This window comes from Martelella sp. UBA3392 (genome assembly GCF_002358775.1).
Classification (GTDB): Bacteria; Pseudomonadota; Alphaproteobacteria; order Rhizobiales; family Rhizobiaceae; genus Martelella; species Martelella mediterranea.
On the sequence record NZ_DEPM01000243.1, the window covers coordinates 1 to 26791 of the forward strand.

Sequence of the window (26791 nt, forward strand, 5' to 3'; positions counted from 1 at the left end):
CGATGGCCGGATCGGCGATGTCGAAATGATGACGATCGTGAGCCGCGACCCCGGCCCGCCGCCGGCGGAATATATCAAGGTCTCGGGCGGCATGTTCCGCGACATGACCATCCATGATTTCGACATGGCCCGCTTCCTGCTTGGCGAGGAGATCGCGACCGTTTCCGGCACGGCGTCCGTGCTGGTGAACCCGGAAATCGGAGAACTCGGCGATTACGACAGCGCAAGCCTGGTGCTCGCCACCGCAAGCGGCCGCCAATGCGTGATCTCGAATTCGCGCCGTGCGGCCTATGGCTACGACCAGCGCATCGAGGTGCTGGGCTCGCTCGGCTCGGTGTCGGCCGAAAACCAGCGCCCGGTCTCGATCGAGATCGCCAACAAGGACGGATACACCCGCCCGCCGCTGCATGATTTCTTCATGACCCGCTACACCGCCGCCTATGCCGCGGAAATCTCCGCCTTCATCGACAGCATCGAAAACGACACCGCCCCCTCGCCCTCGATCGCGGACGGATTGATGGCGCTGGCGCTTGCGGATGCGGCCGTGCGTGCGGTGAAGGAGCAGAAGACGATCGCAGTCGGCTGAGCGCCGGGCGCTCCGCGCTACCGCCATCGAACAGGGAACACAGCGCACGCCGCTGCAAAGGCGTGCAACATGCGCTTTGTCCACTCTCGAAAGTCAACGCTCTGTCGCAAAAACTTCATAAAGGCTTTGTTGCACAACAGTGCATTCCGAAGCAGAATGAGGTTGTCGAGGGGGAATGATGGCCGAGAAAGAATTTGTCAGCGCGCAGGAAGTCGCCCGCCGCGCCGGTGTTTCCCGCTCCGCCGTCTCGCGCACGTTCACGCCGGGCGCCAGCGTCTCGGCGGAAACGCGCCGCAAGGTGATGGCGGCGGCCGAGGAGCTCGGCTACCACGTCAACCATCTCGCCCGCGGGCTGATGCGCAATGAAAGTGGGATCGTCTGCCTGATCGCCTCCGAGGTCGCCACCCCCTATCGTTCGGCGCTCGTCAGCGCCATTACCCAGAAACTGCAGGATCGCGGCAAGATCGCCATGCTGGTCAACACCGACCGTTCCGACGGCAGCGCCGACAAGGCGTTGCGCCAGGCGATCAGCTACCGGGCGGATGCCTCCATCATTCTCTCGGGCCTGCCGGACAAGTCGATCGTCCAGCTCTGTCTGCGCAACGGCCAGCGGCTGGTGCTGATCAACCGCGATGACGATCAGGAAGGCCCGCTGAGGATCAATTTCGACAATGACGAGGCCGCGCGGCGGATCCTGACCGCCTTCCTGCGCGCCGGCTGCCGCCGCCTCGCCTTTGCCAATTCGGCCTCGATGACGCCGAGCCTGTTGGCGCGCGAGCGCGGCTTCCTGGCCGCCGGTCAGGCCGAGGGCATCGAGGTGATCGTCGAGCGCTACGGCCAGACGGCCTATGGCGCGGGCCGCACCCTTGCCCAGCGCCTGCTCACCCGCAAGGACCGGCCGGATGGCGTGTTCTGCGCCACGGACCTGCTCGCCTGCGGCTTCATGGATGCGGCGCGCAACCAGTTTTCGCTGTCGGTCCCCGATCAGCTTTGCGTCGCGGGCTTCGACAATATCGAGCAGGCCGGCTGGGAATCCTACGACCTCACGACCTTCGACCAGCCGGTGGACCAGATCGCCCAACAGGCGGTCGACTGGCTCTCCGCCCCGCATTCCGCGCCCGCTGCCAGCCCGACCGTGACGCTGCATGCCGAACTCGTATGGCGCTCGTCGATCCGCGGCGGATAAAGCAGTCAAACCGCCTCCGCTATCCCGTTTTCCTTGACCGATTGCATCGCCATATAGGTCGAGGTCGAGGCCACATGCGGCAGCGTCGAAATCCGTTCGGCGAGCACCCGTCGGTAGGATCGCATCGAGGCGGTGCGGATTTTCAGCAGATAATCGAAGCGTCCCGCGATCATGTGCACCTGCTCGACCTCGACGAGCCCGACCACCGCCTTGTTGAACTCCGACAGCGCCTTTTCGCGCGTATCAGACAGCTTCACCTCGACAAAGGCGACATAGTCGAGACCCAGTTGAATGGGATCGAGGATGGCGCGATACCCCCTGATGATGCCCGCCTCCTCCAGATGGCGCACCCGAGCCTGGGTCGGCGATTTCGACAGGCCGATGCGTTTGGCGAGATCGGTGATCGAGATGCGGCCGCTCTCGGCCAGCGTGCTCATGATCGCGCGGTCGAATCGGTCGAGATCGACACTGCTCTGATTCACTGGAAAACTCCTCAAATTCAGACGAAACGATAATATTTTTCATATCAATCAGGCAAAACGCCTGCCGTCTACCGATTATAATAGGGTAGTCCAGAGGGAATTGTCATGACAGAAAACAATGAGGCAGACCTGCGCAACGCTATCGACGCGGGCACCTATGCCGACGAATCGCAACTGATCGAGCGGCTCCGCGATGAGGCTCAGTTGAGCGCCGAGGATCGCGCCCGCATCTCGGAAAACGCGGCCGATCTGGTGCGCGCCATCCGCAACCACGCCAAGCCCGGCATGATGGAGGTGTTTCTCGCCGAATACGGCCTCTCCACTGATGAGGGCATCGCGCTGATGTGTCTCGCCGAGGCGCTGCTGAGGGTGCCCGATGCCGAAACCATCGACGCGCTGATCGAGGACAAGATCGCGCCGTCGGACTGGGGCCGGCATATGGGCCATTCCACCTCGCCGCTGGTCAATGCCTCGACCTGGGCGCTGATGCTGACGGGACGCGTTCTGAAGGAAGAAAACAAGGGCGTGGTGAGCACGCTGCGCGGCGCGGTGAAGCGCCTCGGTGAACCGGTGATCCGCACCGCCGTCGGCCGCGCGATGCGAGAGATGGGCTCGCAATTCGTGCTCGGCGAGACGATTGCCTCTGCGCTGAAGCGCGCCTCCGGCATGGAGGAAAAGGGCTATACCTACAGCTACGACATGCTCGGTGAGGCCGCCCGCACCGAAAGCGATGCGAAACGCTATCACCTCGCCTATTCGCGGGCGATCGGCGCGATCTCGGAGGCCGCGACCGCAGACGATATCCGCAACAATCCCGGCATATCGGTCAAGCTCTCCGCGCTTCACCCGCGCTATGAGGAGGCCCAGCACGACACGGTGATGGATCATGTCGTGCCGCGTCTGCGCACGCTCGCCCAGCTTGCCCGTTCCGCCGGCATCGGGCTCAATATCGACGCCGAGGAGGCCAACCGCCTCAGCCTGTCGATGGACGTGATCGAGGCGGTGCTGTCCGAGCCGTCGCTTGCCGGCTGGGACGGGTTCGGCGTGGTGGTGCAGGCCTACGGCAAGCGCGCCGGGCCGACCATCGACTGGCTCTACGCGCTCGCCACGCGCCTCGACCGCAAGATCATGGTCCGCCTCGTCAAGGGCGCCTATTGGGACACCGAGATCAAGCTTGCGCAGGTCGAGGGCATCGACAGTTTCCCGGTGTTCACCGCCAAGCCCGCCACAGACATTTCCTATATCGCCAATGCCCGCAAGCTGCTCGGCATGACCGACCGGATCTACCCGCAATTCGCCACCCATAACGCCCATAGCTGCGCGGCGATCCTGGATATGGCCGGCGACAACCAGTCCTGGGAGTTCCAGCGCCTCCACGGCATGGGCGAGGCGCTGCATTCGATCCTGAAGGAGCGCCACAACACCCATTGCCGGATCTACGCGCCCGTTGGCGCGCACCGCGATCTTCTGGCCTATCTGGTCCGCCGCCTGCTTGAAAACGGCGCCAACTCTTCCTTCGTCAACCAGATCGTCGATGAGGACGTGCCGCCGGAAACGGTCGCCGCCGATCCGTTCGACAAGGTAAAGCCGACGAAGCTTCGCACCGGCACGGCGCTGTTTGCGCCGGAGCGCCGGAATTCCGCCGGCTTCGATCTCGCCCACCGCCCGACGCTGGCGATGATCGACGAGGCCCGCGCGCCCTTCGAGACGCACCAGTGGCAGGCAAACCCGCTGATCGCCGCAGAGGCCCCCGCCGGCGAAACCGCGTCCGTGCCCAACCCGGCCCGCACCCATGATGTCGTGGGCTCGATCACTTGGGCGACGGCGGAGACCGTTGACGCCGCCTGCGCTGCCGCACGGCCCTGGGAGGCCGATGCCGCAACCCGCCGCAAGGTGCTGGAAAAGGCCGCCGATCTCTACGAGCAGAATTTCGGCGAAATCTTCGCGCTTCTCGCCCGCGAGGCCGGCAAGACGCTTCCCGACGCGGTTGCGGAACTGCGCGAGGCCGTCGACTTCCTGCGCTATTACGCCGGACAGGCCGAGGGCGCGCCGCCGATCGGCGTCTTCGCCTGCATCAGCCCGTGGAACTTTCCGCTGGCGATCTTCACCGGCCAGATCGCGGCAGCCCTTGCAACCGGCAACGCCGTGCTTGCCAAGCCAGCCGAACAGACGCCGCTGATCGCGTTCCGCGCCTGCCAGCTTCTCCATGAGGCGGGCGTCCCGGAGACGGTCTTGCAGCTTCTGCCGGGCGCCGGCGATGTCGGCAAGGCGCTGACCTCCAATCCGGCGGTCGGCGGCGTCGCCTTCACCGGCTCCACCGAAACAGCGCAGATCATCCACCGCGCCATGGCCGAAAACCTCGCGCCCGGAGCGCCGTTCATCGCGGAGACCGGCGGCCTCAACGCGATGATCGTCGACAGCACGGCGCTGCCGGAACAGGCGGTCGCGGCCATCGTCCAGTCGGCCTTCCAGTCTGCCGGCCAGCGCTGCTCGGCATTGCGCTGCCTCTATGTCCAGAAGGACATTGCCGACCATTTCCTGCGCATGCTGACCGGCGCGATGGATGCGCTCAGGATCGGGCGACCATGGCAGATTTCCACCGATGTCGGTCCGGTCATCGATGCCGAGGCCAAGGCGGGAATTGCCGAATATCTCGCGGTCGCGGAGGACGAGGGACGCATCCTCAAGACCACCACGACCCCCGACACCGGCCATTTCATCGCCCCGACCCTGATCAGGATCGGCGGCATCGCGGATATGGAGCGCGAGATCTTTGGCCCGGTCCTGCATGTCGTAACCTTCGAGGCGGACGAGATCGACGCGGTGATCGATGCCATCAACGCCTCCGGCTACGGCCTGACCTTCGGCCTCCAGACCCGGATCGACGACCGCGTGCAGCACGTTTCCGACCGCATCCAGGCCGGCAATATCTACATCAACCGCAACCAGATCGGCGCGATCGTCGGCAGCCAGCCCTTCGGCGGCGAAGGCCTGTCCGGCACCGGCCCGAAGGCGGGCGGCCCGCGTTATCTAGACCGCTTCCGCAGGCACAACGCCGAGAGCGCCGGCGAAGCCTGGAACACCGAAATGTCGCCGGCAGCGCTCAGGGACGAAATTGCGCGCGCGGCCATCGAGTCAGGTCGGGTGTTCCGGGACACGCTGCCGGGACCGACGGGCGAATCGAACGTGCTCACCGCCCTGCCCCGCGCGCCGTTGCTCTGCCTCGGCCCGGGCAAGGAGGCCGCCAGAAAACAGGCGATCATGGTCGGCGCGCAGGGCGGACGCCCCGCCGTCGCAACCGGCGCGATCGCGCCGGAAAGCCTTGCCGATCTGGAGGGCATTTCAGCCGTTCTCTGGTGGGGCGACGAGGAGACCGCGCGGGCGCTGCGCAAGGCGCTCGCCAGCCGCAAGGGCCCGATCCTGCCGCTGGTGACGGGCGCGCCCGATGCCGGCCACGCGCTGAAGGAACGCCATGTCTGCGTCGACACCACCGCGGCCGGCGGCAACGCCAAGCTGCTTGGCGGCGTGAGCTGAGCCAAAAGACTGTCAGCCAACCGGCCGGAAGACGATATCCGCCGGGCGGCTGCGGTCAATTGCCGTCCTGGCGTTGGGGAGGTCGTTTTCATACGCCTTGGCATGCGCAGCTTCCGGCGCAAAACCCATATCCGTCCAGCGCCGCAACAGCCTGTGTTCCAGGATGTCGAATGGGACATCAAGACTGATGGTCAGGTCGAAAATGGCGCGAAGATCGCGCCAGCCGGGCTCGTCCAGCAGCAGATAATTGCCCTCGACCACCAGCAGCGGTATCGAAGCGGGAACGGCACGCGCGCCCGCTCGGGAGATTTCGAGCTTCCTGTCGAACAGCGGAACGATGACTTCGTCTTCCTCATTGGCGCGGAGACGGCGGAGCATCGCCGCCAGTCCGCCGACATCGAAGGTGTGGGGCGCGCCCTTGCGCGACAGCGTTCCGCGCGCCTCCAGCAACCCATCATCGAGATGAAACCCGTCCATCGGAATGACCGCGGCCGAGCCCGGCGCACGCCGATTGAGCCGGTCGACGAGGTCGTCGGCGAGCGTGGACTTGCCGCTGCCGGGCGCCCCGGCAATCGCAACCAGCCGGCGCGCGCCGGCCGGCAACGTTGAAAGTGTATCGAGAAGGTCCTCGACCCTGGCTATCGTCTTCGGCATTGCCCCTCACAGTGCATGCGGACCGCCCGTTCTGAAGCGCGCCCGGCAAAGGCGGGACCGGCGATCTCGCTGCAAGCGCAAAAAACGATCGTCTCCGGCGACCCGGCCGAAACTCTTAGCCCGTTGCCCTCTCACGCGCAATAATCCGGCGTTTGAGGTCTTTGGGACGCTTCAGGCGGCGGCGACAGCCGTCCTGCGGTTCAGGATAAATGCCGCGGTCAGGATCGGCGCGATCAGCGCCAGTCCCGCGATCAGCAGTTCTACATCGCTGACGCCCGGAATGGCCTCGCCCGGCAGGGCGATCAATACCGCGCCCACGAGGATAGGCACCCGCAACAACAGTCCCGCCGGCGTTCTCGTGAACAGAGGTCCGATTCCCGCCAGATAGCCCTGAATTGCGCCGGCGAAGATGAAAACGCCGAACACGGCGAGCGCGCTGGAAAACACGATGTTCTGCCAGTGCCCGACCAGAACCAGACCGGGATCAAGTACGAAGAAGAACGGGATGAAATAGATCACCGAGCCGATCTTCATCGATTCATAGCCGGTCTGCATCGGCGGCGTCTTGGCAACCGAGGCGGCCGCAAACGCGCCAAGCGCAAGCGGCGGCGTGATATAGCTCAGCATGCCCCAATAGAAGATGAACAGATGCACCGCGATCGGCTCCAGCCCGGCCTGGATCAGCGCCGGCGCCAGCATGATGGCGAGGAAGATGTAGCAGGCCGTGGACGGCATGCCGACGCCGAGCACGAGGCTGGTGACCGCGCCCATAATCAGCAGCACGTAAGGGTTGCCGCCAGCGATGAACAGCAGGTCGTTCACCAGCGTGCCGGCAAGCCCGGTCATCGACAGACCGCCGACGATCATGCCCACGCCGGCAAGGATCGCGGCAAGATTGGAAAACAGATGCGCGCTGCCATCTATGAAGGCCAAGACCTCTTTCCTGCCCCAGCGCCCGTCCTTCGAGACGATCTGGTTGATGATCAGCAGGATAGCGGTCGCATAATAGGGCGCGAGCGATTCCTGGCGCATGACCAGCAGCATGAAGACCAGCAAAATGATCGCAAAGCTGTGGTGCCAGCCTTCCTTCAGCGTCTGTTTGAGGTTGGGCAGTTCCGCCTCAGGCAGGCCCTTGAGCCCGTCGCGCGCGGCCCGCGCATCGATCTGGATGAACAGGCCGAAGAAATAGAGTAGCGCGGGTATGGCCGCGGCGAGCGCGATCGTCGAATAAGAAACTTGCAGGAAACTCGCCATCACGAAGGCGGCAGCGCCCATGACCGGCGGCATCAGCACGCCGCCGGTGGAGGCGCAGGTCTCGATCGCAGCGGCGGTGACGCCCTTCATGCCCGAGCGCTTCATCGCCGGGATCGTCATCACCCCGGTGGTCAGCACATTGGTGACGACGCTGCCCGAAAGCGAGCCCATCAGCCCGCTCGACATGATCGCCACCTTGGCCGGCCCGCCGCGCACATGGCCGAGCAGGGCGAAGGCGAGATTGATGAAGAACCGCCCTGCGCCGGTATGCTCCAGCGCCACGCCGAACAGGATGAAGCCGAAGACCAGATTGGCAAAGGCCCGGAGCGGTATCCCCATCATGCTCTCGAGCGACATGGCGTGATAGGCCGCGACATACTCGAACGGCGAGGCAAAGGCCGAGATCGGCCCGGGCAGCTTGTCGGCGAAAAGCGGATAGGCGGAGAAGAACAGCACAATGACGGCCAGAACCATGCCGCCGGCCCGACGCGCAGCCTCGATCACCAGAACCCACAGCACCGCGCCGACAACGACCGTGTTGAAGGGCGGCATCATCTCCCAGCCATAGCGGATGATCGAATAGGCGTAATAGATGAAGAACACGAAGCAGGCGGCCGAGAGGCCCGCGAGAACCCAGTCGATGATCGTCGGCCCGCGCTTTGCCTGGCTTGCCCGCATCGGGAAAAGCAGGAAGGCGACGGGTATCGTCAGGAACAGCACGGTATAGAGATATTGCTGCTCGATCAGCGTATAGCCCAAGCGCGAACTGATATTGAAGGCCTGGTTGATCGACAGCACGATCAGCGCCACCGTTGCAAGCCGGGCTATCCAGCGCGCCGGGCCGCCGAGTTCTCTGGCGGAGACCGTGTCCCCGCCCGAAACATCGTTCTTGACTGTAGTGTCGGACATATCGCGCTTTCGTCTACTGGAAATAGGCCGGCATGCCCGCCGCCTGCAGGGCCTCCGCGCGGATTTTCATCCACTTTGCCTGAAAGTCGGCATCGCCGCGAATATCCTCGGTCGTCGCCCAGGCATCGGCGAGCACGGCGGCGCGCGCCAGAAGCGCGTCATTGTGGGCGTCGAGTTCGTCGGTCCACACGCCCGCCTCCCTATAGGCCTTGATCGAAGCCTCATGATAGGGAACCGTCCACTCGAACATCTGCTTGTCGGCGGCAAAGCCGGCCGTGCTCGGATCAGCCTTGGAATAGACATCGACCTGATCGATCAGCGCCCGCGTGAAATTGTAGACGAGGTTGTCATCCTCGGAATAGGTGATGACGTCGGGATAGGGCACGCCGATGCATTCCAGCGGCTCCTTGAGGCCGCCCGCCGCCTGGGTCGCGACCCGCTTGGCGAAATGCGGATTGACCGCGCGCATCCGCTCCCAACCCTCGGCATCGTCATGCGGATAGGCGACGTATTTCACGCCGCGGGGTCCGGCGACCGCCTTTTCGACAAGCCCGCCGGTGCTGACGGTTGTCACGCCGTCCACCTGGCCGTTGATCATGGCGTCGATCGCCGCGCCATAGCTTGGCATTTCAACCAGCGTGACATCGTCGATCGTAAGCCCGCCGAAGGCCAGCATCGCCTTGGCATTGGCCTGAAGCGGGCTGGAGCCGACGACCCAGGGAATGCGCTTGCCCTTGAAATCCGCCATGGTTTCAATGCCGGCATCGCCAGCCACGACATAGGTCAGGCAATTGTCGCCGCCGACGAGGCTGACGGCGCGCAGATCCTGCGGCCCCCAATCCGGCGAGGCGTAGTCATCCACCCCCTCGAACGCGAAGAACACGTCGCTGCCGGCAATCGAGAACGGCATGCGGCCATCGCGCACCGGCGCCACCTTGGCCTGCGGATTGCCGGTGCCGACCACACGCAGAGAAACGCCATAGGCGTCCTGCAGCGCCTTGCCGATGGCGATCGCCTGGTTATAGGACGTTCCGCCGACATCGGCCGCGGTGACGGCAATCGTGCTCGGCAATTTGACATCGTCGGCCAGAACGGCCGATGCCGGCATCAAGGCCAATCCGGCGATGATCGAGAGCTTCTGAAACATTTTTTTCTCCTCCTGCGGCCCTGAGGCCTGCTCCTCCGAATACAGTCGCCCGACGGTCGGCTTGCCATTTCCTCCAGTGAAAGCCGAAGCGCCTTTCCACTTCCGGCAGGCGCGCCAGTCAAGGCTTGAAGCGGGAGAGTAGAGGAAGCAGAGGGCTGCGCCAGCGGCAGCCCCACGCATTTCACGCCATGAAACTCGCCCGCATGAAAACCGGGAGCGGCCAAGGCACGATATGCTTCAGGCGCCGATGGCAACCGGCTCGGCCTCGCCGTTTCTGGCGGGAACGTCGCCCGGCCATTCCGCTCTTTCGGTATCGAGCGCGTTGCTCATGCGTTTGATGCTTTCCGTGATCGCGGCGGAGGCAGCCTTCAACTGGGGCACATACCGTTTGAGGACATCCTCACGGCGCACCGCCCGCGTGTAATAGGTCATCCCGATCGTGGCGAGAATCTTGCCCTCGTCATGCCCGTAGATCGGCACGGCGACGCTGGAGGATGGCTCCGAGGCCTTGACGCCGATGCGTTCGGCGAACCGCATTTTCTGGGTCACGCGGATCACGTGATCCACCATGTCGGAGAGTTCCATGATCTCGCTGTCGGGATGGGAGGAATTCTTCAGCAACTGCATCGTCAGGCGGCGCTCCTCCGGCGGACAGAAGGCGAGATAGGCGCGACCGAGCGCGGTCGTCACCAGCCCCATGCGCTTGTAGATCAGCGCGTGATAGGGCGCCATCGGGCTTTCCCCGCAGGTGGTGTCGCAGACCATCACCGCATTGCCGTTGGGCACGGCGATCGCGACCGGCCATTTATGCACGCGGGTCAGTTCCTGCGCCCAGGGCCGCCCCGCCTCCACCGCCAGCGGCGCGCCATGAAATCCGCAGCTCAACGCTGCCACCTGCGAGGTGACGCGATAGCCCTTGTCGCTCTCCCTTTTGGAAACATAGCCCGCTTCGATCAGCGTTTCGAGAAGACGCACCACCGTCGGTTTCGGCAGACCCGATACCCGGTGGATATGATCGACGGACGAAACCCGCTGGCGGTTGAGGATCTTCAGAACCTCAAGCGAACGCAGAACGGAATTGACCGGCAGATAAGAGTTCATGTTTTCCTCCCTTGAACCCCGCTCGCATTCTCAGCCGCACCCGCTCGCGGGTACCGGATGCCGATCGCCGCGCGTCCTCCAACGCAGTGCGGCGATCCATTGCCCTGAAAGTGCGCATGTATCGACGGCGGAGCATTCCGATCTTTCCGCCATCAGTCTAGTGTATCTTCTCCCAGGTGAGATTACGATAGTTAACAACGCCGTCGAATGTGGCAGGCGGCGCGGTCAGCACCAGCCGCATGCCCTCGAAGCGCGCCGGGCGCACCTGATCGGTATCCATCCGGTCGGGCACCGTCGAGCAATCGACCCGCGTCACCAGCGTCTCGCCGTCGAAGCGATAGGTACCGGCATAGGATGAATATTCGCGCGGTCTTGTGGACGGCCGGTGTTCGCGGCCGTCCTGGATCACGACCATCATGCGTTGATCGTCGTTGAAGCTGATAAGCCCCATCTTCTTCGGCCCGTAGGAGGAGCGCAGAATATTGCCGTCCGCATCGCGGTTTTCGATGTTGACCAGTTTCCAGGTGCCTATCAGCATATAGGACTTGTCTGGTTGTTCCTGCATTTCACGCGTCCTCGCCAATAAATTCGAAGGCTTCGGGGTCGGGTTTTCGCGTCAGTTCCCAATATTCCACGAGTTTCCAGGGAGAATTGGTGGTCACCCGTCCGCGCTTGTTCTGGTACCAGTTGGTGACCCCCTCATTGGTCCAGACCATCCGGTTCAATATCGCGTCCAGTTTCTCGTTATAGGCGTCGTGCGCCGCCCTGGTGCATTCCATCGCCGCGTCGCCGCGCTCCAGCAGCATTTCGAGGCATTCGACGATGTAGTGCACCTGGCATTCGGCCTGGAAGATGATGCTGCCGCCATGGGCGAGATTGGTATTGGGACCGTAGGTTATGAAGAAATTCGGGAAGTCCGGCACGCAGATGCCGAGATAGGCGCGCGGGTCGTCATCGCCCCAGAGTTCGCGCAGAGATTTTCCATGCGCGCCGACGACCTCCATCGGATAGATCATCCGGCTGGCGTGAAAACCCGTTGCCCAGATGATCACGTCCACCGGCGTGCGCCTGCCGGCCTTGTCGACGATCGCATTGGCCTCGATATGGTCGATGCCGTCATTGTTAAGCTCGACATTGTCGCGCTTGAGCGTCTCGAACCAGCCATTGTCGCGGAGCGACCGTTTGCCGAAGGGTGCATAATCCGGCAGCACCTTGGCGCGCAGATCCGGCCGGTCGGCCATCACCTCGTCGATATATTTCGTCCATTCCTTGCGGATATCCGCGGAGCGCTGCGAAATCGCGTCCTTGCGGCCTTTCCACGCCGGATCGCGCACCAACGCATCGTGAATGCCGTCGCCATAGGCCCAGAACAGCAGGAACCGGTACCAGCGGGCATAGTGCGGCACGTTGGCAAGCACCCATTTGACATTGTCGGTGACGAGGTTGTGGTAATTATGCCGGGGAATGACCCATGGGGCGGCGCGCTGATAGATGGTCAGATGCTTCGCGATCCGGGCCGTCGCCGGACCGGTCTGCATGCCGCTCGCGCCGGTTCCCACCATAGCCACGTTCTTGCCGGTGAAATCATAATCGTGATTCCAGCGCGCGGTGTGCATCTGCTCGCCCCGGAAATCCTCAAGTCCCTTGATCTCGGGGATCATCGGCTGGTTCAACTGGCCGACGGAACTGATGACGGCATGGGCGCTCGCCGTGCGTGTCGTGCCATCCGGCATGCGGATCACGGCATGCCAGAGTTTTTCCTCATTGTCGTATCTGAGCGACAGCACTTCCTGCTGAAACCGGACATGTTTCAGAACGTCGTAGCGGAGGGCACAGTCGCGAAGGTACGATTTCAGTTCCTCCTGCCGCACGTAGTAGCGCGACCAGTTGTGATTGAGCGCGAAGGAGTAGCAGTAGAGATGGTTGGCGCTGTCGACGCCGCAATCGGGATAGGTGTTTTCGTGCCAGACGCCGCCGACATCCTCATTGCGCTCGATGATCTCATAGGGAATGCCCGCCTCGTTCAGCTTGATGCCGGCATTGATGCCCGAAGCGCCGGCCCCGATCACCAGAACGTTGAACTTTTCGGCGCGGGCCCTGGCCTTGGGACTGGCATTCTCGAAATGCTCCGGCGTCGGCTTGAAGCCCAGATCCTCGAACAGCATGGGCAGATAGCGCGCCGAAACCTCTTCGCGGCAGAACACGTTCATCATCCGGTGCAGTTGGTCCGGTGTGATGTCCGGTTCGACATGGCATGGATCGAGCAGGACATCGGCAAGCCGGCTCAGAAGCGCCTGCATATCGCCATCGGGAATGCTGTGCTCGAATGCGCCCGGCTTGGAAAGCATCGGACCGTAATGGTCGAGCAGCGCCATGTCGCCGGTGAGCTGCACGAGAACCATCACCAGCGCGGACGGGTCGGCATCCGACAAGCGCTCGACCAGCACATCATGGCGCTCGACCGTGGCTGTGGGGTCATTGGCAAGAGGGTGGAGTGTATTCATTCTGGTTATCCTCCCGAAATCTTCAGGAAGGCTAGCCAAGTCTTCAGCGATGCGGACTTGCTCGTTCCCGGGATTTCACATTGTGAAACGGAGTTGAATTGGCGGTGTCGCCGCGCATGCGCTCTGTTTCCCTGTAGAGGTGCCGGGGAGGAAAGCGATGGCCAACCAGCAAGACGCGACGCAATCGCGGTCCGAAATCGTCGACAGCCTGCTGCGCGGGGCGGTCGACCTGCACTGCCACAGCGGCCCCTCGATCATGGAGCGCAAGCTCGACCATATGGAGGAGATCCGGGATGCGGAGGCGGCAGGTCTTCATGCCGTACTGTTCAAGGATCACTTCTATTCCAACACGCCCGTGATGCAGGTGCTCGAGCGTTTCAGGGAAGGCAATGCCAACCTCACCCTTCTCTCCGGCGTGCCGCTCAACAATCAGCTTGGCGGGCTGAACCCGTTTGCCGTCGAACACGGGCTGATGCTTGGCGCGCGCATGGTCTGGATGCCGACGCTATGCGCGCATAATCACCTCACGACCGCCTTCCGCTACAACCTCCACGGCCGCCTCGGGCTTCGCGAACCGACGCGTCTTTCCGTGCTGGACGACCGGGGCCGGCTGAAGCCGGAGGTCAAGGACATCCTCGACCTGATCGCCGAACATGACGCGGTTTTGTGCGGCGGACATTTGCATGTCAGCGAAATGTTTCCGCTGTTCACCGAGGCCCGCGCGCGCGGCGTCACGCGCATGCTCGTCAGCCATCCGACCTACTGGATCGAGGCCAAGCTGGATGATCTTAAGGAACTCTCCGCACTCGGGGTCTATCTCGAACACTGCGCCTGCATGCTGATCGAGGGGCCGTCGCGCAAGTTTCCGTTCGAGGCGCTGCGCGATTATGTCGACGCTGCGGGTCTCGACCGTACCATCATCGGCTCCGATCTCGGCCAGACCTTCAACCCCAAACCAGTTCCCGGCTTTCGCGCGGTCATCGAACTCTGCCTTGATCTCGGTTTCACCGTCCAGGAAATCCGGACCATGACCTCGACCAATGCCTGCCGCCTGATCGGCATCGACCCGCCGGATGATCCGTTATGACCACGACCATTGACGATATCGACCATCTCCTGACCGGCGCGATCGATCTCGACTGCCGCACCGGCCCGTCGCTGGAGGCGCGTCATTTCACCCATGATTACGCCGCCGAGGAAGCCGCCGCAGCCGGCATGGCCGCCGTGGCGTTCCGGGACGATTTCTATCCCACAACGCCGGTCGCCGCGATCCTCGAAAAGACGGTCTACGCCGAACTGCCGATGAAACTCCTCTCAGGCGTGGTGCTCAACAACTATGTTGGCGGTCTCAATCCCTATGCGGTCGAGCACGAACTCGAGCTCGGCGGACGCATCATCTGGATGCCGACGATCTCGGCGGCCAATCACCTGCGCATGGGCTATCGTGACAAGAGCGACAACCCCGCCATGCGTCCCCGTGAGGCGCTGGGTGTGCTCGACGCCAGAGGCGCGATCACCGGGCCGGTGCACGAAATTCTGGAAATCATTGCCGAATATGATGCCGTTCTGGCGTCCGGCCATCTGCATATCAGCGAAATACTGCCGCTGTTTGAATCGGCGCGGGCGGCGGGCGTCAGGCGCATGCTCGTCAATCAGCCGCTGCACCACGCCGGCGCAACGCTTGCGGATATCGAGGAACTGGCGCGGGAGGGCGCGTTCATCGAACTGACCGCCGCCGCTTTCATCGAAGGGCCGGACCGCCGCCACCCGCCCGACGTTCTGACATCGGTGATCGCGGCAGCAAGTCCCGAACGCATCGTCTTCAGTTCGGGCCTCGGTCACACCGGCAATCTCAAACCCGTGGAAGGGCTGCGCGCGCTGATCAGGCTCTGCCTGCAGCACGGGATCGCGGAGGAAGACATGACGATGATGCTGGCGAAAAACGCCGCGCAGCTTGTGGGGCTTGCGTAGCACCGCTGACGCTGTGGCCGCGGACGTTGCCGCCCGCGGCTTTCGCCCTGCCGTCTCAATCCAGATTCAGCATCCCGGCGGCATTGCTGCCGAACATCCTGCGGATATCCGCCTCGGAATAGCCGGCGTCGAGCAATTCGGCGATCATGATCCGGAAGCCGTCGACCGGACGCGCGGCGCCCTTGAGGCCAAGGTCTGAGCCGAACACGGTGTTTCCCACGCCCGCCGCCTCGATCAGCGGAATGACCGCCTGGGGCGGGCTCTTCTGGCCGCGACCGGGAATGAACTGGGTGATGGAATGCTCCATCATCACCCCCATGCCGGCAAGTTGACGGATATGGGTCTCGTTGCAGCCGATCAGATAGGTCGGATGGTTGACGAGCATCTTGCGCACGCCGCGCGTCTTCGCCTCCTCGAACATGATGAACTGTTCGTCGACGCCGAGATGACCGCCCGCCAGGATGATGTCGCCGGCGGCGATGATATCGAGGACATGCTTCGTTTCGTCCGTCAGCTTGCCGTGGGCATCCAGCACCGTCAGCGGAATCGGGTCGGGCGCGCCTGCGACCTTGGGAAAACCCTTGGCCTCGGTCGAGACCTTGTTGATGTGGTTCGCCGCCGAAAGCGTCGGCATCCACACGATCTTGCCGCCGAGCCGCACGGCATGATCCACCGCATGCGGATTGATGCCACCCGAGGCATTGTTGAGCGCGATGCCGGAGAAAAAACGCACTCCCGTTTCCGGGAACAGCTTTTCCAGGATGATGGCGTGCGAGGTGCCAAGATAGTAGTGGTCCTTGGTGACCACGGCCTTGAATTTGGCCTCGCCGGCTTCCATCAACTGCTCATGATGGTCGAGAATGCGCGGCATCGCGGCGGGGCCGCTGTGGCAATGCAGATCGACCGATCCCTCCAGCAGTTTTTCCACCCGCGCATTGTATTCCGGTCTCGGCGGCGCTTCGAATTCAGCCATTCAGTGTCTCCTCAGGTCTCATTGGCGGGGGCGGGATAATCATCGGCGTTGAGTACCCAACCGGTCTGTCTGGAAAAATCCCGGCGCGGTGGGCAGAAGACGTCCACGAGCTGGTTGGTTCCCGCGCCCACCGCTTCGGACGTGTGCAGCGCGCCCGCCGGAATGATGGCGATCGACGGCGCGCCGATGGTCACATGGTCGTCGTCGCGCCACAGATTGGCGTCCGTTTCCCACGGCCAGCGCAGGTGATGAACATAGGTGCCGGCAAGGCAGAGCGAGCATTGCTGGAAATCGTCATGCTTGTGCGGCGAGAGCTGGGTGCGGTCGCGCGGCCCCTGCCGTGGATAGACGAAATTGATCATGAAATTGGTGGAGCGGAAGATCCGGCCGAACCGGCCCTCCTCCTGCGGCACATCCAGCGAATAGGCCCGCACCTTGAACCCGCCGACGGGATCGGGCCACGGCTCAAGCGGCGGCACGTTGCGATCGGGCTCATGGGCCGGCAGCAAGGCCTCGCAGCGCGCGACGATATCGGCGGCCTTGCGGGTGAAGAAGCAGATCGCCGGCCCGCCGGCCTCGAACGAAATCACGCTCGGCCCGCCCGGCACCACGACCACGGAATATCCGTCGACCGGGGTTTCCGAACCGTTCCATGAAACAACGGCGCGGGTCTCCCTTTCGGGCAGGATGACGACATATTCGTCCTCCTGCCGGTCGCGCACGATCCGGCTGCCGACCGGCTGGTCGGCATAGGTCGTGACGAAATTCTGCGCCTCGGCATACCAGGTGCGGACATCGCCATTTTGGTCGCAGGGCTGGCTGTCATCGAACATGAAATAGCCAGCGGCGGAGACCGGCGCCGCGTCCGGCTTTTCCTCGCTCTCGGCCTTGGCCAGTTTCGACCTCGGGTCAGAGGCAACATACATGATATGGTCCTTTATGATTTCGTTTTCTGGTCGACGGCGCGGCAGGCGGCGAGCGCCTCGGCAGCCGCGCGGCGGAGAAACGCCTGATCCGAGCCCGTCAGAAAGGCGCTGACGCCCAACGCCGTGAGCGCGGCCTGATCCTCGCTGCTGGTTGCCAGCATCAGAACCGGCTTCCCCGCCTTGCGGCCCGCCGCGATAACCTTTTCGGAAGCGGCCTGTACGGCCGGCGAGGTCTGGCTCGCCTCCCCCATCGCGACCGACAGATCGCCGCGCCCCACAAACAGGGCGGCGATCCCGTCCACGGCGGCGATGGCATCGATCACCTCGATCGCTTCCGGGTCTTCGATCATCGGGATGCAAAGCGTGTTGGCATCCTGCTCGGCCAGATGCTGGCCGGTTGCGACCGCGCCGTAATCTCCGGCCCTGCCGGTGCGCGAAAAGCCGCGTCGTCCACCCTTGTAGCGGCATGCCGCCGCCACGCGCTCGGCCTTCTCCACCGAATTGACATGCGGTATGAAGACGCCGGCCGCCCCGGCATCGAGCTGCGCCATCAGGTTGAAATCAGTCGGCTCGCCGACGCGCACCAGCGCGGCCACGCCCCGCGCCCGCGCGGCAAGAATCATGGCCTCGATCGACTCGCGGTTGATCGGCGCATGCTCCTCGTCGATGACGACAAAATCATAGCCGACCGAGCCGAGGATTTCGGTGGCGTGAAATGTCGGCGTCTTGACGAATGTGCCGTAAAGCGGCTCGCCTGCCCGCAATCGCGCCGCAAAGCCGGTTTGTTCCGTTGACATGTTCGGGTCTGTCCCTCTCGTTTCCTCACCGCGAAACTAGTGCGGCACACGATCCCCAAGACACCGGGGATTCACAGGGTTTCACACTATGAAACACGGTCAGGAACGGGTCGACCGAAGCGCCCTCGAGATGCTGATTTCGCCGGTAGCAACACAATATTTGGCGGGAGGCACAGGGATGAAACGGCTGCAAGGCAAACGGGCATTTGTAACGGGGGCCGGTCGCGGCATCGGCAAGGCGATCGCGAGCGGCCTGGCTTCAGCCGGCGCCGAAGTCGCCATCGCCGACATCGACCCCGAAACCGCGGAGGCTGCCGCGCGCGAGATCCCGAACGCCACGCCAATCGTCGTCGATGTCTCCGACCGCAAGGCGGTGTTCGCGGCGATCGACGGGTACGCCGCGAATGGCGGTCTGCATATTCTGGTGCCCAACGCTGTGTACTTCAACTATGCGCCGCTGGTGGACATGCCCGAGGACGTGGTCGACAGGATGCTCGATATCGGCCTCAAGGGCACGTTCTGGGCGGTGGCGGCCGCGACGCCGCATATCGCGAAATCCGGCGGCGGATCAATCATCACGCTGTCCTCGATCGCCGTCTCCATCGCCATTCCCAGAGCCGCGGTCTACACCTCCATCAAGGGCGCGATCGACGCTTTCACCCGGCAGCAGGCGATCGAGCTTGCGCCGCTTGGCATCCGCGTCAACGCACTGGCACCCGGCACGGTGCCGACGCCTGGCGTCGCGACCATCGCCGACGAAGCCGCGCTCGAGCGGCGCAAGGCGCTGTCGCCTTTCAACCGGCTGGTGCAGGCCGACGAAATCGCCGACGGCGCGGTGTTTCTTGCGTCAGAAGAGGCGCGGTCGATCACCGGCATAACCCTGAAGATCGATGCCGCCCAGACCATTTCCGGCCCGAGATAGGCCGCGACCAAACGCAACAAGGAGCAAACGCTTATGTCAGATGTCGTGCGAAAGGATTTCCACGTCAAAACGGTCGACGGCTATTCGGTCGCGATCCGCGAGGTCCGCTCGGACAGGGCCGATCGCGTTCCGATGATCCTGCTGCATGGCACGCGGATTCCGGGTCTTTCGGAATTCGACCTGCCGGTGGAGCACGGCTCGCTTGCAGCGGACCTCGCGGCCAAGGGCCATGTGGTCTATATCCTCGATGCCCGCGGTTTCGGACGCTCCCAGCGCCCGGCCGCCATGGACGAGCCGCCGGTTCCCGGCGCCGATCCACTGGTCCGCACCATCGAGATCACACGCGATGTCGATGCAGCGGTCGACCATCTCCGGGCTGCGACCGGAAGCGACAGGGTCGGGCTGTTCGGCTGGGGCGTGGGCGGCACCTGCTGCGGCATGTATGCGGCACTCTGGCCGGAAAAGATCAGCCATATCGTGCTCTATACCGTGATCTATGGCGGCGTCGGCGACCAGCCCAGCTTCCAGATCGGCTCGATCTGGGACGACCCGGACAATCCGGGCCACTTCAACCAGAAGCGCTTCGGCAACTACACCTTCAATTCGCTCGAGGTTCTGGACAGGCACTGGAACGAGCAGATCCCGATCGAGGACAAGGATGCCTGGCGCGACCCGGCGATGTTCGAGGCATTCCGGCAGGCGCTCATCGACGGCGATCCGACCGCGATGGACCGCGACCCGCCGAGCTACCGCAGCCCCAACGGCATGCTGGAAGACCTCTACCGGATGGGCTGCAATGCCCAGAAGCTGTTCCACGCGAGCCAGATCTACTGCAAGGTCATGATCGTGAAACCGGAATTCGATACGCTCTGCACGCCGGCCGATCTCGAAGCGCTGGTTGCCGATCTGGAACATGCCGAAGCGGTCGATGTGTGGGCCGAAAAGAACACCACCCACTACGTCCTGCTCGACCGCCCGGAGCGCGGCCGCGACGACCTTCTGGCGCGCATGGACGCATTCTTGCGCTGAGCCGGGTTCGACCGAAGACAAAAGGCCGGGGGCGGCTCAGCGCCCCCGGCCTTCTTTTTTGTGACCTCGCCGCTCCGCCGAAGCGGCTCCGCCTCATCCTGCGGCGACCGCGCCGGGCAGGCGCTTGCGCCGACCGAGATAGAGGATCGAGACGATCGCCATGACGAACAGCGCGATCGCGATCGGGTGTTTCAGCAGGATCGACCAGTCGCCATTGGTCAAAAGGATCGTCTGGTTGATCGAGCGCTCCAGCATCGGCGTCAGCACGAAGGCGACGATGAAGGCGATGATGGAATAGCCGTAGATCCGCATGCCCCAGCCGACGACGGCGGCAACGACCATGATGACGATGCCGAGCGTGCTTCCGGTGGCGAAAAACATGCCGGTTGCGCACATCAGCAGTGCGCTCGCATAGATCACCGATGCCGGGGCACCGACGACGAAGGCCCAGAACCGCATGCCGAACTGGCCGATGCCGAGATTGAACAGGTTGGCGATCAGCATGGCCGCGAACAGACCGTAGATGAGCTGGCCCTGGTTCTGGAACAACAGCGGCCCCGGCTGGACGCCGTGAATGATGAAGGCCGAAACCAGCAGCGCCGCCGCGATATTGCCGGGGATGCCGAGGGTCAGCAACGGGATGAGGTTGGCGCCGACCACGGCTGAGTTCGCCGCCTCCGAGGCGGCGATCCCGCGCGGATCGCCGGTTCCGAGCTTTTCAGGGTCCCTGGCGGCCTGCTTGGTGATCGAATAGCTCAGGAAACCCGCCGTCGTGGACCCGAGGCCGGGGATCGCACCGATGACCGTGCCGATAACCATTGCCCGGAAGGCGACCACCCGGTTTGCCCAGAACTCCGCGAAAGTGAGCTTTTGATCCGCGCTATCTGCAAATTCGAGCGTCTTGTCGGTGACGCTCGTCTGCCCGCCTTCCTTCGATTTCGGCGACGCGCGGTCGGAGAGACGCACGAAGATTTCGCTCAACGCCAGCATTCCCACGGCAAGCGCGGTCAGCGGCAACCCGTCCAGCATCTCGACATTGCCGAATGTGAACCGGCCGGAGCCGGTGGAAGGGTCGATGCCGGCCGAGGCCAGCAGGCAGCCGAAGGCGACCGCGATCATGCCCTTGATCATCGATTCCCCGACGAGCCCGACAATGACGGAGAAGGCGAGGATCATCAGCGCCGTGATTTCGATCGGCCCCATTTTCAGCGCCACCACCGCCAGCGGCGCCGAAACGGTGATCAGGATGAGGTCCGAGAACACGTCGCCGGAGACGGAATAGTAGAGCGAGTATTTCATCGCCTTGCCGCCCAGCCCCTTCTTCGCCATCGGGTAGCCATCAAGCGCAGTGGCAGCGCTTTCCGGCGTGCCGGGCGTATTCAGGAGAATGGCAGGCACCGCGCCGCCGACGGTTCCGCCCTTGTTGACGGAAATCAGGAAGGCGATCGCCGTCAGCGTGTCGAGCGCATAGGTGAGCGGGATGGCGATCGCGAGCGCCATCAGGATGCTGAGACCGGGGATCGCGCCCACGATCTGCCCCACCAGAACGCCAAGAGCGATGTAGACAAGCGTGGAGACGGTGAAGACGTCCGTCATTCCGGCCAGGATGATACTCAGGTCAGGCATTGACGGCTCCAGTCAGGGTAAGGGACGGCTCAGTATCTGTTCGAAGAACAGCCAGGTTCCCACCGGCAGGCCGATGACGACGGTGGCAAGCCAGAGCGGCCGTCTTTCGCCGGTGATGAGGCAGATCAGAACCATCAGCGCGATGGCGACGGGCAGGTAGCCGACGGTTCTGATGCCGACCATGGCCAGGAGCGTCGCGCCGGCCACCGCCATGAACAGCGCGATCTTGCGAAAGCTCGGCACATCCGCATTGGTCTTGGTGAACACCATCTGCATGACGCCGAGCCCAACCAGCAGCGCGGCGGCAATCTGCGGAAACAATGCCGGATTCGGATAGACGAATATGCCCGGCACCGTCCTGACATTTTCGGGGATGCCCCAGAGGAGGAGGAAGACGCCGAACAGCGCGACGGCTCCCCCCAGGATGCGATCAGCGGTCATGTCGTCTGGCCCGTCGGTCTCACTCTGCAAACATCTTCTGATAGCGGGTCGCCTGCTTTTCCATCAGCGCGGTGAGCCCGTCGGGGCCGAGATTGGCGGCCCGGTTGTCGAAATTGGCCATCAGTTCCAGATAGGCATCCGAGGCCATCGCCTCCTCGATCACGCCTTCGAAGCAGACCTGCAGCGCCTCCGGCAGGTCCTTCGGCATCACGAAGATCGTGTAGGCGGAAGCCGAGAGGTCCATGCCGTATTCCTGCAGCGTCTTGACGTCGGGCGCGTAGGGCACGCGGCTGTCTGTGAGCGTTGCAAGCTGCACCATGTTGCCGGCGGCGATCTGCTGGATGTGCTGGCTGCCCTGGATCGTCGCATCGACATGGCCGCCGAGCGCCTTCTGCATCGCATCAGCCGAACCGTCGCTCGGGATCGGGACGAATTCGACGCCGTAGAAATCGCCGATATCGCGCACCAGCCGCTCCAGATGGATGGCCGAGGTGGAAATCGTCGCCCGGCCGTTTTCGCGGGCATAATCGGCCAGTTCCTCCAGCGTATCATAGGGCTTGTCCTCAAGCGCCACGAGGCCGAACAGCACCTCCATTGCCGAGCCCGGATAGTAGAAATCCGTCCAGTCGTAATCGACAGCGTCGCTGGCATAGGGATCGATAACGATCGGGTTGGTCGCGCCGACAAGCAGAGTATAGCCGTCGGGTTTGGTCGATTTCAGCACGGTGGTCGCCACGGCACCGCCCGCGCCCGGGCGGTTGCTGACCGGAACCGTCCAGCCCTGCTGTTCCTCGATCACGGCGGCAAGCGTGCGGCCGATGGCATCGGTTCCCCCGCCCGCGCCATAGGCAACGACGAACTCGACAGGCTTTTGCGGAAAGCCTTCCGGGCATTCAGCGGCAAGCGCAAGCGTGGGCATGGCGACAACCATGCCGGCGACTGCGAGCGTGCGGAAACTGCATATTGCGATGGTCATAGTATCCTCCCTTGATCTCCCCAAACGGCGGACAGCGCCTGCGCTTCACGACCGTTGACATATACCGTACCGGCACAACCGGGCGGTTCTATCGCCCATCCAACCGGTTTCACTGTCTGAAACGCACGCCCTCAATCCGCCACGAAATCGAACTGGAACACCTCGCCCCGCGCGCTCAGGCGGCCGGCCGTCGGGCTCGGGAAATGGGTGGGTAGTAGTAGCGCGCCGCTATCGACCGCCTCGCAAAACAGCTTCCGGCGCGATTTCGCCGCCATCGCCGGATCGTGGCAGAACGGCGTCGACCAGTCGGGCTCGCAGCATTGCAGCTTGTGATGGGCAAGGTCGCCCAGCACGATCGCCTCGAACCCCCGCGATTGCAAGCGCACGCAATAGTGTCCGGGGCTGTGGCCGGGCGTGGGCACGATCGAGACATGCTCGTCCAGCCGGTAGGCGCCATCGACCAGCACGGCTTGGCCGGCTTCGGCGACCGGCAGGCAGTTTATCCGCCAGACCTCCTCGCGTTGCCTTGGCGGCACGATGCCGGTTCTGGAGACGTCCTGCCAATAGGCATACTCGCCGCGGTCGAACAGATAGGTCGCCTTCGGAAAGGTCGGCACCCACCGGCCTTTTTCCAGCCGGGTATTCCAGCCGGTATGGTCGATATGCAGATGGGTGCAGAGAACATAGTCGACGTCCTCGAGCGTCAGGCCCAGTTCGTGAAAGCGGTCGAGCCAGGGTTGCGTATCCCATGTCACCGCGTCCGTCATTTTGTCGGCGCCGTTGCAGGTATCGACGAGGATGATCTTTGACGGCGTACGGATCAGGAAGCTCTGGAAGGCAAGCGTGATGCGTCCGGTTTCCGGATCGAACAGGAACGGCTCCATGCCGGCGGCGTGGCGGCGGATGGTTTCCGTGTCGCTGCCGAGAAACAGGTCCTCGGGCTTCATGCCGTACTTCTGATGTTCGAGGATGGCGGAGATGGTGACGTCGCCCAGACGGATATCGTTCATCGGTTCCTCCATTGCCCGGCTCGCCTGTTTTACCGCTCCCCGCACCGCCCGGCGCAAGCCGGCAGGCGTTCGCGTTTCAGGATATGAAACGGCCACCCTCGCCCGTTTTCCGCCGGTCGCGCCGCGTTATTCTGTTTCAATATGGACCGAAACGATGTTTGCTCTGGCATCGAAAGGCCGAGGAGGAAACATGTATCTGTCGCTCACATCCTGGTCGTTTCCAGCGCTGACGCTGGAGGAGACCGCAGCCATTTCCCGCATCATCGGCATCGGCGCGCTCGACAGCAGCACCAAGGGTCGGCCCGGCCTAGACAAAGCGCAATTGCTCGGCGATCCCCGCGCGGCCGCCGAGCGGGTCGCCGCGCTTAAGGTGAAGGTCCCCAATTTCTATCACCATTTCGGCGACAGCCTCGCCGACCGCAACCTCGCCCTGCCCGGCACGATCGACGCCAATCAGCGCGATCTCGAAAAGGTGCTGACATTCGCCGACGCGGCGGGGATTGCGACGATCTTCTTCCTGCCCGGCATCATCAATCCCGGCCAGTCGCGGTCTCAGGCGACGGCGGCGGCGGCGGAGAGCATCAGGGCGCTGCTGGATGTGGCGAAGGACTTCAGCGCCGAGATCTGCATCGAACCGATCATCCGCTCCTTTGCCGAATCGCCAGCGGTGGTCGAAGAGCTGGTCGATCGCACCGGCATCCGGCTGGCGCTCGACTATTCGCATTTCGTCTGCCTCGGCTATACCCAGGAACAGATCGATCCGCTGTGCCGGCATGCCGCCCACATCCATCTGCGGCAGGCGCGCATGGGCAAGCTGCAGGAACGCTTTGCCCGCGGCAGCATCAATTTCCCGGCGCTGTTCGGCACGCTCCGGGATGCCGGCTATGACGGCGCGCTGGCCATCGAATACGTCCATCAGGACTTCCTCAACGCCAGCAGCGACGATGTGATGACCGAAACCGTGACCATGCGCGACTGCTTCAACGACTGGAACGCGGGCGGCGCGTGAGGATGATGACCGACGAGATCGAGACCGTTTCCCGCCATCTGGAGCAGCGCCTCATTGCCTATTGGCACGATGTCGATTTCAACTGGGGCGAAAACGCAGCGGCGCACTATACGCATGACGCGGTGTTCGTAAGCCAGACCGCCCGCTACGAAGGCCGCCACCAGATCCGGGAGTTCTACGCCTGGCGGAGGGAACGCGGCGCAAGGGTGAATGTGCATCTCGTCGGCAATTTCTGGTTAAAGTCGCTCACCGGGACCAGAGCCGAGGCCGACTGGATCTGCACGCTCTACGCCCATGACGGCGACCCGCCGCAGACGTCTGCGCCGCCGATCTCCATCAGTCGCGTGGAGGATATCTATGTGCGTGAAGACGACAGATCATGGCTGTGCCGGCAACGAAGCTGGCACAGTATTTTCCGGGGCGGCGTTCCGACGACCGGGCTGAGCCCTGACGAAATGACCCGTCGAGTCGCAGGCAGGGCGTGAAACCCGCCCGTCAGCGCTGAATGCCCATCGTCTCGATATCGATGTTCAACGGACCGGCGAGATCCTCGATCGAATCATAGAGCAGTTCCAGCGCGTATTGCGGGTTGTGGACGAAGGCCCCGGAATCCGCGTTCACGAATTTCCAGTTATAGGCCGCCTTCAGCATGCGCGGGGTCCAGGATTTGTAGGTCTGCGGCTTGCCGTCGATCCTGTCGCCGCGTCCGTCCCGGTCGGCATCAAGGAAGAAATAGGGATAGGAGTGCTCGAACACGATCGGCGCGCCGGCGATGTCGACGCTGTAGTCCTGAATGGTCTTCAGCAGCAGCGCCGAATTGGCCTCGATATCGGAGCGGATGCCCTTGGAGAGATCGCCGCTGCCGTCATAGCTGATTCTGGAGATGCGGATCGCGCCCGGCGCGCCGCTCTCGTGACAGCTGAGACAGGTTTGCTCGGCCACGGTCAGCGTATGCGGATCGTGGCAGGACGCGCAATCATTGATCGGTCGGGCATGGAAGAACAGTCCGCTATAGGACTTTCCGGGATATTCGAAACCGCCCCCGCCTATGCTGCCGAGCCGCATCGCGCCGGCGAGCGCATAGTGGGGATTGACGAAATTGATCGACGGGTCCGGCGTATCTGCGTCCTTCTCGCCGACGGCTTTCGTCACGCTGACACCGGCCTCGCGGCCGATGTGACAGGTCATGCAGGCGGCCTGGGCGCCCGGCGCCACCGGATGCTCGATGCCGCTCGGCAGGGTGATCGCGGCGATTTCCCCGAGGCCGGGGCTGTGACAGGTGTCGCAATCGACCACACCGCCGACCGGCGTCGGCCCCTCGATGCCCGGCGCGCTGCCATCCAGGCCGTGGAAATCGCGGAAGCCCGCGCCGGAGTGACAGGCGGCGCAATTCGCGGGAATCTCGCCCTCCCCATCCCAGTGAGTGAACGCCTCTGCGGAGGCATCGGCATGGGCGGACCGCGCCCAGGCGGAAATCAGTTCCTGCTGGGGAACCGGTATCTGGTCGGGGCGGAACGGACCGGACTGCGGCATGACATAGAGCTTCAGCGCCTCCACCGCGTCAGAAGAATTTTCCTGTGCACGCGCAGTAGAAAAATTGACAATTGTCAATATTACGGCAACCATGAACAGGGCTTTAGAGGTAACGCGACCAAATACCGATGACATGTCTTTCCACCCTCGCCAAAAACCCTTAGTTTGAACGTGTGGGAATGCTAAACAATATGTTTCATCCCGGCAAATCAAATGTCATG

Annotated in this window: 24 protein-coding genes; 9 read left to right on the plus strand and 15 right to left on the minus strand. The window is 63.4% G+C overall.

What is annotated here, in order from left to right:
- Together B4E36_RS19255 and B4E36_RS19260 are read left to right on the plus strand one after the other, a co-directional pair.
- A partial coding sequence (locus B4E36_RS19255; RefSeq protein ID WP_345900709.1) for a Gfo/Idh/MocA family protein occupies positions 1 to 586 on the plus strand: 586 nt, incomplete at its 5' end.
- Positions 587 to 764: 178 nt separating this feature from the next.
- Complete coding sequence (locus B4E36_RS19260; RefSeq protein ID WP_292057346.1) at positions 765 to 1772, plus strand: substrate-binding domain-containing protein; 1008 nt, start codon at positions 765 to 767, stop codon at positions 1770 to 1772.
- 5 nt (positions 1773 to 1777) lie between these two features.
- On the opposite strand, the gene B4E36_RS19265 is transcribed toward B4E36_RS19260, so the two are convergent.
- Entirely contained in the window at positions 1778 to 2254 is a 477-nt protein-coding gene (locus B4E36_RS19265; protein WP_292057344.1) for an Lrp/AsnC family transcriptional regulator, read from the minus strand.
- Positions 2255 to 2359: 105 nt separating this feature from the next.
- Here B4E36_RS19265 and putA point away from each other — a divergent pair, with 105 nt between their 5' ends.
- A complete protein-coding gene (gene putA, locus B4E36_RS19270) occupies positions 2360 to 5788 on the plus strand; it encodes a bifunctional proline dehydrogenase/L-glutamate gamma-semialdehyde dehydrogenase PutA (RefSeq protein ID WP_292057342.1) in 3429 nt (1142 codons plus the stop codon).
- A gap of 12 nt (positions 5789 to 5800) precedes the next feature.
- Here the strand turns inward: putA and B4E36_RS19275 are convergent, their stop codons facing one another.
- The 6 genes from B4E36_RS19275 to B4E36_RS19300 all read right to left on the minus strand — a co-directional run bounded on the left by B4E36_RS19275 (position 5801) and on the right by B4E36_RS19300 (position 13357).
- Positions 5801 to 6442 carry a nucleoside triphosphate hydrolase gene (locus B4E36_RS19275; RefSeq protein ID WP_292057341.1) on the minus strand — a complete coding sequence of 214 codons (642 nt, stop codon included), beginning with the start codon at positions 6440 to 6442 and terminating at the stop codon, positions 5801 to 5803.
- 171 nt (positions 6443 to 6613) lie between these two features.
- Positions 6614 to 8605, minus strand: coding sequence for a TRAP transporter permease (locus B4E36_RS19280; protein ID WP_292057339.1), 1992 nt, complete (start codon positions 8603 to 8605; stop codon positions 6614 to 6616).
- 13 nt (positions 8606 to 8618) lie between these two features.
- Complete coding sequence (locus tag B4E36_RS19285; protein ID WP_292057337.1) at positions 8619 to 9752, minus strand: TAXI family TRAP transporter solute-binding subunit; 1134 nt, start codon at positions 9750 to 9752, stop codon at positions 8619 to 8621.
- A gap of 237 nt (positions 9753 to 9989) precedes the next feature.
- Positions 9990 to 10853: a helix-turn-helix domain-containing protein gene (locus tag B4E36_RS19290; protein WP_292057335.1), complete on the minus strand. Its 864-nt coding sequence runs from the start codon at positions 10851 to 10853 to the stop codon at positions 9990 to 9992.
- 157 nt (positions 10854 to 11010) lie between these two features.
- Entirely contained in the window at positions 11011 to 11418 is a 408-nt protein-coding gene (locus B4E36_RS19295; protein ID WP_292057333.1) for a lipocalin-like domain-containing protein, read from the minus strand.
- A 1-nt stretch (position 11419) separates the two neighbouring features.
- The gene (locus B4E36_RS19300; RefSeq protein WP_345900710.1) at positions 11420 to 13357 is read right to left on the minus strand and encodes an NAD(P)/FAD-dependent oxidoreductase; all 1938 of its coding nucleotides are present in this window, start codon (positions 13355 to 13357) and stop codon (positions 11420 to 11422) included.
- A gap of 157 nt (positions 13358 to 13514) precedes the next feature.
- Here B4E36_RS19300 and B4E36_RS19305 point away from each other — a divergent pair, with 157 nt between their 5' ends.
- Positions 13515 to 14444 carry a DUF6282 family protein gene (locus B4E36_RS19305; RefSeq protein WP_292052346.1) on the plus strand — a complete coding sequence of 310 codons (930 nt, stop codon included), beginning with the start codon at positions 13515 to 13517 and terminating at the stop codon, positions 14442 to 14444.
- Positions 14441 to 15328: a DUF6282 family protein gene (locus B4E36_RS19310; protein WP_292052348.1), complete on the plus strand. Its 888-nt coding sequence runs from the start codon at positions 14441 to 14443 to the stop codon at positions 15326 to 15328. The genes B4E36_RS19305 and B4E36_RS19310 overlap by 4 nt, the downstream gene beginning before the upstream one ends.
- Before the next feature lie 55 nt (positions 15329 to 15383).
- Here B4E36_RS19310 and B4E36_RS19315 read toward each other — a convergent pair whose 3' ends face one another.
- The 3 genes from B4E36_RS19315 to B4E36_RS19325 are packed head-to-tail and all read right to left on the minus strand — an operon-like array spanning position 15384 to position 18024.
- Complete coding sequence (locus B4E36_RS19315; protein ID WP_292052350.1) at positions 15384 to 16301, minus strand: DUF6282 family protein; 918 nt, start codon at positions 16299 to 16301, stop codon at positions 15384 to 15386.
- Positions 16302 to 16312: 11 nt separating this feature from the next.
- Complete coding sequence (locus B4E36_RS19320; protein WP_292052352.1) at positions 16313 to 17227, minus strand: hypothetical protein; 915 nt, start codon at positions 17225 to 17227, stop codon at positions 16313 to 16315.
- An 11-nt stretch (positions 17228 to 17238) separates the two neighbouring features.
- Complete coding sequence (locus B4E36_RS19325; RefSeq protein WP_292052354.1) at positions 17239 to 18024, minus strand: HpcH/HpaI aldolase family protein; 786 nt, start codon at positions 18022 to 18024, stop codon at positions 17239 to 17241.
- 178 nt (positions 18025 to 18202) lie between these two features.
- Between B4E36_RS19325 and B4E36_RS19330 the strand changes: the two genes are divergently transcribed.
- The gene (locus B4E36_RS19330) at positions 18203 to 18946 is read left to right on the plus strand and encodes an SDR family NAD(P)-dependent oxidoreductase (RefSeq protein ID WP_292052355.1); all 744 of its coding nucleotides are present in this window, start codon (positions 18203 to 18205) and stop codon (positions 18944 to 18946) included.
- Between the two features lie 33 nt (positions 18947 to 18979).
- The gene (locus B4E36_RS19335) at positions 18980 to 19975 is read left to right on the plus strand and encodes an alpha/beta hydrolase (RefSeq protein ID WP_292052357.1); all 996 of its coding nucleotides are present in this window, start codon (positions 18980 to 18982) and stop codon (positions 19973 to 19975) included.
- 93 nt (positions 19976 to 20068) lie between these two features.
- Here the strand turns inward: B4E36_RS19335 and B4E36_RS19340 are convergent, their stop codons facing one another.
- From B4E36_RS19340 to B4E36_RS19355, 4 genes are all read right to left on the minus strand, one after another.
- The gene (locus B4E36_RS19340; protein WP_292052359.1) at positions 20069 to 21601 is read right to left on the minus strand and encodes a tripartite tricarboxylate transporter permease; all 1533 of its coding nucleotides are present in this window, start codon (positions 21599 to 21601) and stop codon (positions 20069 to 20071) included.
- A gap of 12 nt (positions 21602 to 21613) precedes the next feature.
- Complete coding sequence (locus B4E36_RS19345) at positions 21614 to 22042, minus strand: tripartite tricarboxylate transporter TctB family protein (protein WP_292052361.1); 429 nt, start codon at positions 22040 to 22042, stop codon at positions 21614 to 21616.
- Between the two features lie 19 nt (positions 22043 to 22061).
- On the minus strand, positions 22062 to 23018 hold the full coding sequence (locus tag B4E36_RS19350) for a tripartite tricarboxylate transporter substrate binding protein (RefSeq protein ID WP_345900711.1): 957 nt from the start codon (positions 23016 to 23018) through the stop codon (positions 22062 to 22064).
- A 131-nt stretch (positions 23019 to 23149) separates the two neighbouring features.
- Positions 23150 to 24028 carry an MBL fold metallo-hydrolase gene (locus tag B4E36_RS19355; protein ID WP_292052365.1) on the minus strand — a complete coding sequence of 293 codons (879 nt, stop codon included), beginning with the start codon at positions 24026 to 24028 and terminating at the stop codon, positions 23150 to 23152.
- A gap of 190 nt (positions 24029 to 24218) precedes the next feature.
- On the opposite strand from B4E36_RS19355, the gene B4E36_RS19360 reads away from it, so the two are divergent.
- Together B4E36_RS19360 and B4E36_RS19365 are read left to right on the plus strand one after the other, a co-directional pair.
- A complete protein-coding gene (locus B4E36_RS19360; RefSeq protein ID WP_292052367.1) occupies positions 24219 to 25037 on the plus strand; it encodes a sugar phosphate isomerase/epimerase family protein in 819 nt (272 codons plus the stop codon).
- Positions 25038 to 25042: 5 nt separating this feature from the next.
- On the plus strand, positions 25043 to 25522 hold the full coding sequence (locus B4E36_RS19365; RefSeq protein WP_292052369.1) for a hypothetical protein: 480 nt from the start codon (positions 25043 to 25045) through the stop codon (positions 25520 to 25522).
- Between the two features lie 10 nt (positions 25523 to 25532).
- Here B4E36_RS19365 and B4E36_RS19370 read toward each other — a convergent pair whose 3' ends face one another.
- Complete coding sequence (locus B4E36_RS19370; protein ID WP_292052371.1) at positions 25533 to 26594, minus strand: cytochrome c3 family protein; 1062 nt, start codon at positions 26592 to 26594, stop codon at positions 25533 to 25535.
- Positions 26595 to 26791 lie beyond the last annotated feature (197 nt).